The sequence below is a fragment of the Mycobacterium sp. NPDC006124 genome, assembly GCF_040614235.1.
Lineage (GTDB): Bacteria > Actinomycetota > Actinomycetes > Mycobacteriales > Mycobacteriaceae > Mycobacterium.
Map to the genome: position 1 here is coordinate 59,017 of NZ_JBEXUA010000020.1, position 6,597 is coordinate 65,613.

The 6,597-nt window shown below is 68.4% G+C and carries 6 protein-coding genes; 3 read left to right on the forward strand and 3 right to left on the reverse strand.

Going from position 1 to position 6,597, the window contains the following annotated elements; all coding sequences use genetic code 11:
• On the reverse strand, nucleotides 1-980 hold a 980-nt coding region (locus ABZ195_RS26540), incomplete at its 3' end, for an Ig-like domain-containing protein (RefSeq protein WP_355222882.1).
• A 367-nt stretch (nucleotides 981-1,347) separates the two neighbouring features.
• Between ABZ195_RS26540 and ABZ195_RS26545 the strand changes: the two genes are divergently transcribed.
• The gene (locus ABZ195_RS26545; RefSeq protein WP_355222883.1) at nucleotides 1,348-1,608 is read left to right on the forward strand and encodes a hypothetical protein; all 261 of its coding nucleotides are present in this window, start codon (nucleotides 1,348-1,350) and stop codon (nucleotides 1,606-1,608) included.
• A 243-nt stretch (nucleotides 1,609-1,851) separates the two neighbouring features.
• Here the strand turns inward: ABZ195_RS26545 and ABZ195_RS26550 are convergent, their stop codons facing one another.
• A complete protein-coding gene (locus ABZ195_RS26550) occupies nucleotides 1,852-2,577 on the reverse strand; it encodes a cutinase family protein (RefSeq protein ID WP_355222884.1) in 726 nt (241 codons plus the stop codon).
• 106 nt (nucleotides 2,578-2,683) lie between these two features.
• On the opposite strand from ABZ195_RS26550, the gene ABZ195_RS26555 reads away from it, so the two are divergent.
• The gene (locus tag ABZ195_RS26555) at nucleotides 2,684-3,499 is read left to right on the forward strand and encodes a formate/nitrite transporter family protein (RefSeq protein WP_355222885.1); all 816 of its coding nucleotides are present in this window, start codon (nucleotides 2,684-2,686) and stop codon (nucleotides 3,497-3,499) included.
• On the opposite strand, the gene ABZ195_RS26560 is transcribed toward ABZ195_RS26555, so the two are convergent.
• Nucleotides 3,496-4,917, reverse strand: coding sequence for an APC family permease (locus tag ABZ195_RS26560; RefSeq protein WP_355222886.1), 1,422 nt, complete (start codon nucleotides 4,915-4,917; stop codon nucleotides 3,496-3,498). The genes ABZ195_RS26555 and ABZ195_RS26560 overlap by 4 nt on opposite strands.
• 110 nt (nucleotides 4,918-5,027) lie before the next feature.
• Here ABZ195_RS26560 and ABZ195_RS26565 point away from each other — a divergent pair, with 110 nt between their 5' ends.
• Nucleotides 5,028-6,224, forward strand: a complete 1,197-nt coding sequence (locus ABZ195_RS26565; RefSeq protein WP_355222887.1) for an ROK family protein — start codon at nucleotides 5,028-5,030, stop codon at nucleotides 6,222-6,224.
• Nucleotides 6,225-6,597 lie beyond the last annotated feature (373 nt).

The following is a 6,597-nucleotide window of genomic DNA, read 5'->3' on the forward strand; positions in this document are numbered from 1 at the left end:
CCGGTGGTGGTGTCGATGACGTAGACCTTGGTGCCGCCGAAGGCGAATGCGTCGGGTAGTGAGACCAGTTGCAGGGCGCGGCTGCCGTCCGGGGTGACGACGAGAGGGCCAATCGCCGGCCCGTCGAAGGCGACCTCACGGTTGACCAGGACGACCGTCACTGCGACGGTGCCGACGGCGGTGCCACCCTGGCCGTCGCCGACCGTGTAGGTGAACGAATCGGTTCCGGCGTAGTTCGCAGTGGGGGTGTAGACGACGTTGGTTCCAGTGAAGACAACCGTTCCGTGCGCAGCCGTCGAGGTGCCGGTGACCGTGAGCGTTTGGCCGGTGTCCACGTCGGTGTCGTTGCGTAACACGTCGACCGAGGTGGGGCCGGATCCCTGAAGGGCGGCGAGCGTGTCGTTCCTGGCAATCGGAACGTCGTTCACGGCTGTGACCGTCACGGCGATCATCGACGTGTCGGAGTGACCGCCGCCGAAGATCAGCCCGCCGAGACCGTGAACGTGAAACGGGCTGGTCGCGTCGGACACGGTGTAGGAGAAGGAGTCTGGACCGTTGTAATCCGCGACCGGGGTGTAGACCAGCTTGCCGCCGACGAGCGCGACAGTGCCGTGGGCAGGCTGAGTGAAGGACGAGACGGTGACGACGTCACCGGCGTCGGGGTCGACGTGGCCGCCGCGCGTCACGTCGATGGTCACGGGCGTGTCCTCGCCGGTGGTCACCACGTCGACGTCGGCGGTCGGCGCATGGTTGTCGAAGGTTCGTTCCAACTCACGCTGCACCCAGGCCAGCACCGCCCAGAGGATCGGTGTCTGCGCCGGGATCGGAGGAGTCGTGCCGAGGAACGGCGCGAGAAGGGTCGCGGCCACCGTGCTGATGATGCGGACGGCCACGGCGGGGATGGCCAGGATCGCGGCAATCGGGCCTTCCTGCAGGACGGGGGTCGGCGTCGTCGGCGGGGTGGCTGCTGCAAGCGACACCGACGGAGGCTCGTCAGTCTGTACGAGCGCGGTCCTCGATGCCGCGGTGACCGCTGTCCCCTTGGGTTCGTCCGTCCCGAGAGTGGCTGTGCGGGAATCGATGTCGTCGTGCTTGGTCGTGGTCGTGGGGCCATTGCCTGGTGATGTGTCCGGGTTTTCGTCGACGGGGCCCGGGGAGGCGTCGTGGCGCTCGGGTGCGACCGGTGGTTTCGGGCTGTGGCTCAAGGGCGCTGCCTGAGTCGACGTCGGCTCGGGGCTAGGCGTGGGCGTTGGCTCTGGGCTAGCCGACGTTCCAGAGCTGTCGTCGGAACCCGACGTGAGCGCGCCACCCGAACTCTCGTAGTTCATCGTTGGCACGGATGGCACCGTGCCGGTGGGTGAGGAGCCGGACCCGTCAGCGCCGGCGGGCGAGGATCCGGTGGTCGGCTCGGCCGAATGGTCGGCGGCGCCGGCATCGGCTGGCGTTTCGGAGTCCGTCGCCGAACCCGTGCTCCCGGTGTCACTGGTCGGCGAGTCCGCAGAGGACGGCTCGTCGGCATGGGCGACCCCCAGCCCGAGCCCCTGCCCGGTGACGACGGCCGCACCGATTCCCAGCGCCACTGCCAGCGCCCCGACACGCCCGATGTAGCTACCGGGTGTGATTCTCACGCCTTGCTCGACATGCCGATGAACGGAATGCGCCATCCAAGCCCCCCCAGGCCCGACGAGCCTGTCGGCTCGCTCCCAGGCACGTCCCCACGACGTACCTTCGTGGCCGAACGTAGCACCAGCTCAGGCTCTAGACAGGGGAACGAACGCGCACGTGACGGGAGTTTCGCAAGTGATCGACCACTGTCTGCTGCCCGCCGCGGCGGGCAGCAGCACGGCGGCGTTAACCGACCGGCGCGGGAGCCGGCGCGATGCGGTCGACGGCGTAGGTCGCCGCTTCGTTGGTCATGCCGTTGAAGCCGTAGGAGGCGTGCGCGAAGGTCGGCTGCCCGCCCGGCGTGCCGTCGCAGATGGTGTCGCCCTGGGCGCAGAGCTGAAGGGTCTTTCCGGCGTAGTTCGCCCCAATGGTCAGCTGGGGTGCGTCGTACTGCTGCAGGAACTCCGGCGACGGGTTGCCGAACAGCGTGACGGCGGCGACGTGATTGGCGACCTCGGCCGGGAGGGGCTGCGGCACGACCGCGGTGGGGATGCCGGCTGGCGCCCGGTCGGCGGTGGCGAATCCGGCGACGATGGCGCCCTGGCTGTAGCCGCCCAGCACGATCTTTGTGCCCGGGCAGTTCGCCGCCGTCGCCCGTACGTGATCGCCGGCGTCCCTCACTCCGTCGATCACGCTGCCCGCGAACACTTCTCGGTTGTTGAAGTCGGTGCTGGCGGCGTAGTTCACCGGGTAGACGTCCAACGAGCGCCCGCCCAGTTGACCGCGCAACGCGTCGACGTAGGACTGGCCGACACCGCCCACACCGGGGGCTTCGCCGGAACCGCGGGCGAAGACGAGCTCCACGTCCGGGCAGGGTTCTGCCGATGCGGCCGGGGCCGAGGTGGTGGCGAGGAGTGCGCCGGCGGAGAGGATTGCGGCGCCCAGCAGGCGTGGCAAGTGTCGGGTAGTCATGGGGCGGAGGTACCCCGGGGTTTGCCAACCAAACCACCAGGCACACGTTGACGCGCGCGAAAACGGGGTATGTGGCTCTGATGACCAGTGCAAACGTGCCAAGAGCGTGACCGAGACCGATCAGCGCGACCTCGGCGACTCCGACAGTCCGATCGAAGACGAACTGGAGGACGCGTTCCAGCGGATGATCGGGGAGGGCACCCAGCGGCTGCACCGCCCGTGGCGTGAAGTGCTCACCACCGGCTTCTTCGGCGGCACCGAGGTGGCGCTCGGCGTACTGGCCTACCTGTCGGTGATGTACCAGACGCACAACCCCCTGCTGGCGGGCCTGGCCTTCTCGATCGGGTTCCTGGCGTTGCTGCTCGGCCGCAGCGAATTGTTCACCGAGGGCTTCCTGGTGCCGGTGACGACGGTGGTCGCCAAGCGCGCGAGCGTGCCCCAGCTGCTGAAGCTGTGGAGCGGGACGTTGTTGGCCAACCTGGTCGGCGGCTGGCTGGTGATGTGGCTCATCATGACGGGCTTTCCGAAGCTGCGGGCGCAGACCGTCGAGTCGGCGAGCCACTACATCGACGCGCCGATCGGCCCGGAGTCGATCGCGCTGGCGGTCCTCGGCGGCATGGCCATCACCTTGATGACGCGGATGCAGCACGGCACCGACTCGATGCCGGCCAAGATCGCCGCGGCGGTCGCCGGTGCCTTCCTGTTGGCCGGCTTGCAGATGTTCCACTCGATCCTGGACTCGCTGTTGATCTTCGGCGCCCTCGTCTCCGGCAACACGCCGTTCGGGTACCTCGACTGGCTGGCATGGTTCGGCTACGTCGCACCGCTCAACGTGCTCGGCGGCCTGGCGTTGGTGACGCTGTTGCGGCTGATCCGCAGCAAGGACCGCTTGAAGGACGAGCGGGCCGACGCCGAGGCTTAGATCTGGGCGGGCTCCTCGACGTAGGTCTCCCGGATCTCCTTGGGTCCGAAGGGCCAGGTGGTCTCGGCCTTGGCGTAGATCAGGAAGGCGACGCAGCCGATGACGATCCAGCCCAGCGACAGTGCGATCGACAGCCAGGTCGCCGAGTAGTAGACGTACACCCAGCCGATCAGGGCGATGATCGTCGGCACCGGGTAGAGCCACTGTCGGTAGGGCCGTTGGAGATTGGGCTGCCGTCGGCGTAGCACCACGATGGCGGCCACCTGCGCCAGCGACTGGATGATCACCAGCGTCGCGACGGCGGCGTTGATGATCGTGGTCAGGGTGAACAGCGATCCGATGATGGTGATGACACCCATGGCGATCACGCCCGCGGTCGGCAGATTGAGCTTGGGGTGCAGCTTGGCGAACACCGGTAGGAAGACCTTGTCGCGCGCCGCTTCGAACGGCACCCGAGAACCGCCGAGCAAACCGGCGAACACCGAGCCGATGGCGGCCACCACGATGAGCACCGTGATGATTTGCGCGGCAGTCGAACCAAAGGCCTGTTCGAGCACCGAGGAGGCGACGGAGGTGGAGGCCTTGATCTCCTCGAGCGGCAGCGAGCCGAGCACGCCGATCTGCAGCAGGAAGTAGATGCTCATGATGCCGAGGATGGAGTAGACGATGGACCGCGGGATGGTGCGGCCGGGGTCGCGCATCTCGGCGCCGAGGTAGGCGGTGGTGTTGTAACCGAGGTAGTCGTAGACGGCGATGATGAGGCCGGCACCGAGGCCCGCCCAGAAGGTGCCGTGCGACCCGAAGGCGCCGGGGGTGAAGGCGAAGGCCTGTGCTCCGCTGAAGTGGCTGTAGGCGGCGATGATGGTGCTGAACACCGCGACGAGCATGACGACGAACAGCACCGTGGTCAGCTTGCCGATCTGGCCGATCTTGCGGAACAGCGCGGCCATGATGATCAGCGTGATGCCGACGCCGATGGCCTTGCCCAGCAGGGTGTTTCCGCCGTCGTCGGTGACGCCGGGGATTAGGTAGCCGAGGTACTGGACCAGGCCGATGATGCCGGTGGACATGATCAGCGGGATGAACAGCACCGCGCTCCAGACGAACAGGAACGGCATGAGCCGGCCGGTGCGGTACTGGAAGGCCTCGCGAAGGTAGATGTAGGTGCCGCCCGCGCCGGGCATGGCGGCGCCGAGTTCGGCCCAGATGAGGCCGTCGGCGAGGGCGAGGAGGGCGCCGACGATCCAGCCGAACATGGCCTCCGGGCCACCGAAGGTGGCGACCATCGCGGGGATCGTCACGAAGGGGCCGATGCCGCACATCTGGGTCATGTTGATCGCGGTGGCCTGCAATGGCCCGATCTGGCGTTCCAGCGCCGGCTGCTGGGGCGTCGTGGCGCCGGTGGACGGTGAGCTCATCACGCACCTCCTTCGTCGTAGTTTGTTAGTAAAGTTTCTTAACATATGTGGCGCGAGTGTGCGACAGTTCGCGTGTAAATTTCCGAAGTCGATGGGGATGGGAGGTGGCGGTGGACGGCCGTACGGCACCGCAGGCGGGCACCCCGGCGAACATGCGCGCGCTCAACCAGCGGTTGGTGCTGGACCGGCTGCGGGAGCACGGCGAGGCCACCCGCCCCGAGATCGCGGCCGCGACCGGGCTGTCGAAACCCACTGTCGGACAAGCACTGCTGGATCTCGAGCAGCACGGTCTGGTGCGCCCGATCGGTCGGAGGCTGGACCGTCCGGGCCGGGCGGCGGTGGTCTACCGCACCGCGCCGGACGCGGGGTACATCGTCGGGGTCGACGTCGGACGGCGGGTGGTGCACGTCGCGGTCGCCAACCTGGACGGCGAGGTCGTGGCCCGCGTCGAGCAGCCCAACCGCAGCCGCTCGGGCGCCACGCTGGTGCGTACCGTCGGCGACTCGGTCGCGCGCGCCGTCGCCGAGGCGGGGCTGGCCGACGACGACATCGTGGTCACCGTGGTCGGCACGCCGGGCATCCCCGACACCGCTGCCGGCACGGTGCACCGCTCGCCCAACCTGCCCGGCTGGGAGCGGCGCGGGCTGCTGGGCGAGCTGATGGCTATGTTGGGCGCCAACGGGTCGACGGTGCTGGTGGAGAACGACGCGAACCTGTGCGCCGTCGGCGAGCACGCGCGCGGGGCGGCGCAGGGCGTCGACGTGGTGGCGTGCCTGACCGTCGGGACCGGCATCGGGCTGGGAATCCTGCTCGGCGGCAACCTGTTCCGGGGTGCGCGTGGGGCGGCGGGGGAGATCGCCGACCTGCCCTACGGCCGGGTCCCGGCGGGGGTGACGTCGCACCGGCCCGGGCCCGTGGAGGTGGTGGCGGCTGGTGACGCGGTGGTGTCGGCGGCGCGAGAGGCGGGGCTTTCGCTGTCGACGGCGAAGGCGGTGTTCGAGGCGGCCCGCGCCGGCGACGAGCTTGCTTTACAGGTGGTGGCCGACGAGGCGTCCAAGCTGGCGCGAGTGGTCTTGGTGGTGACCGCGGTGCTGGACCCGGGCTTGATCGTGTTGGCAGGCGGCATCGGCCGCAACGTCGACCTGCTGGCCGACCCGATGCGCCGCGAGCTGGCCGAGACGATTCCGTTGGTGCCCGACATCCTCGGGGGAGAGCTGGGGGACGACGCGGTTCTGGTCGGTGCGATCGCGACGGCGATGGACACGGCGTGGGACTTGGTGTTCGAGCGAAGGGTGTTGGGGCGGTAGTGGACGTCTCGGTCGAGCGGGACGAGGCGGCGTGCGGCCGGAGGGTCGCGGCCGTCTTCGACCGGTCCGTGCGGTCGGGTGCGTTGCGGTTGGGGCTGGCGACGGGGTCCTCGCGTTGTCGGTGTATCGGGAGCTGATCGGTCGGTACCTTGAGGAGGGGTTGTCGTTCGCCGCGACGGCCGCACGGATTTCGCTTTTGCGCGAAAGCAGTTCTTGCAGTTCGCAATGGTGTCGATCATGACGCTGGGCACGCTGACCGTTCTTTATGCTGTCGGGTATGAACCGCCCCGGGTTCGATGCACTCCTGGTTACTGGTGTGCAGCCTCTGACTGGGCTGGTTTCCTAGCGTAGTAGATGGCCTCGTATTCGATCG

Coding starts and splice junctions, on each gene's coding strand:
- ABZ195_RS26550 (WP_355222884.1), bottom strand. CDS start 2,577: ATGACTACCCGACACTTGCCACGCCTGCTGGGCGCCGCAATCCTCTCC.
- ABZ195_RS26560 (WP_355222886.1), bottom strand. CDS start 4,917: ATGAGCTCACCGTCCACCGGCGCCACGACGCCCCAGCAGCCGGCGCTG.